General features: G+C 35.6%; 1 protein-coding gene. It reads left to right on the top strand.

Annotated features, from left to right (window positions below):
- Positions 1-210: 210 nt before the first annotated feature.
- On the top strand, positions 211-1,008 hold the full coding sequence (locus QZ055_RS09380; RefSeq protein ID WP_295826497.1) for an undecaprenyl-diphosphate phosphatase: 798 nt from the start codon (positions 211-213) through the stop codon (positions 1,006-1,008).
- The last annotated feature ends 258 nt before the right edge of the window (positions 1,009-1,266 follow it).

The raw sequence follows: 1,266 nt of genomic DNA, 5'->3' as shown, positions 1-1,266 counted from the left end.
GTAAAACATATCCGATTGTTGTAGGTTGGCGTGGTCATCTCGAAGGTGATCAATTATACTTAGAACACAATAATGATCCAAAACATGCGGTTGTAACAGTTACAAAACCTGAACGTGTTATGGTTATTGATTAATTAAAGCTATATTGATTACTGAGGGCATTATATATTGCCATGAGTTATGACCGCATTTATAAAGGTAGGTGATATCATGGAACAATATATAATTGCCCTCATTTTGGGTATTATAGAAGGTATAACCGAATGCATTCCTGTATCTAGTACAGGTCATATGATTATTATTGGGCATATGCTTAATTTTGAAGGCGCCCATGCCGATGTATTTGAAGTGTTTATTCAAATTGGCGCCATTCTTGCTATATATACACATTATAGACGGACCTTTAATAGCTTTTTAAAACGGAAGAATTGGATTAAAACTCGTGGCGTATCTCTATTACATATTGGGGCAGGTGTACTACCTGTATTAACAGCGGGCTATCTTTTACAATATATTATTAAAGGGTATCTATTTGGGCCAATCCCTGTCATCATAGGTTTGGTGGTGGGTGCGCTTTTCATGATTTATGCGGAAAAACGGCGTGTAACTACAAGATTAGTTGATTCTGTTAATAATTTATCCGTATATCAATGCTTTCAAATTGGACTCTATCAAATGCTCTGTTTGTGGCCTGGTTTTTCGCGGTCTGGTGCGACCATTGCTGGGGGCATGTTGATTGGATGCACTCGTAGAGCTGCTGCTGATTTTTCTTTTATCATGGCTGTACCTGTTATGATCATTGTTTGTGTATATGATTTGTTACGGGTAATTCATTTACTAAATCTAAATGATATTATTATGTTTGCCATTGGCACATTAGTATCGTATATAGTAGGGTATATTACTGTAAAAGTATTTTTATGGTATTTAAATCGCTCTTCATTATCCTCCTTTGGATATTATAGAATTATTGTTGCTATACTAGCGATTATCTACCTTTATCTATGATTGCCGATGAGGAAAAAATGAAGTTTAAAAAGTTTAGAAAAAATACTTGCATAGGGTATCGTTTCATGTTATTATGATTAAGCACTAAGGGATACCGCAGTGAACAATAAAAACTTCAAAAAAGTTTTTAAAAAAGTTCTTGACACTTAGTGAGGCGGATGATAAAATACATCTTGTCGTAATGATGCTGGCGTAGCTCAATTGGTAGAGCAGCTGACTTGTAATCAGCAGGTTGTGGGTTCAATTCCTATCGCCAGC

The organism is uncultured Veillonella sp. (assembly GCF_905209685.1).
Lineage (GTDB): Bacteria > Bacillota > Negativicutes > Veillonellales > Veillonellaceae > Veillonella.
Note: the sequence above shows the minus strand (reverse complement) of the source record. Positions and strands in the feature narration are given on the sequence as shown.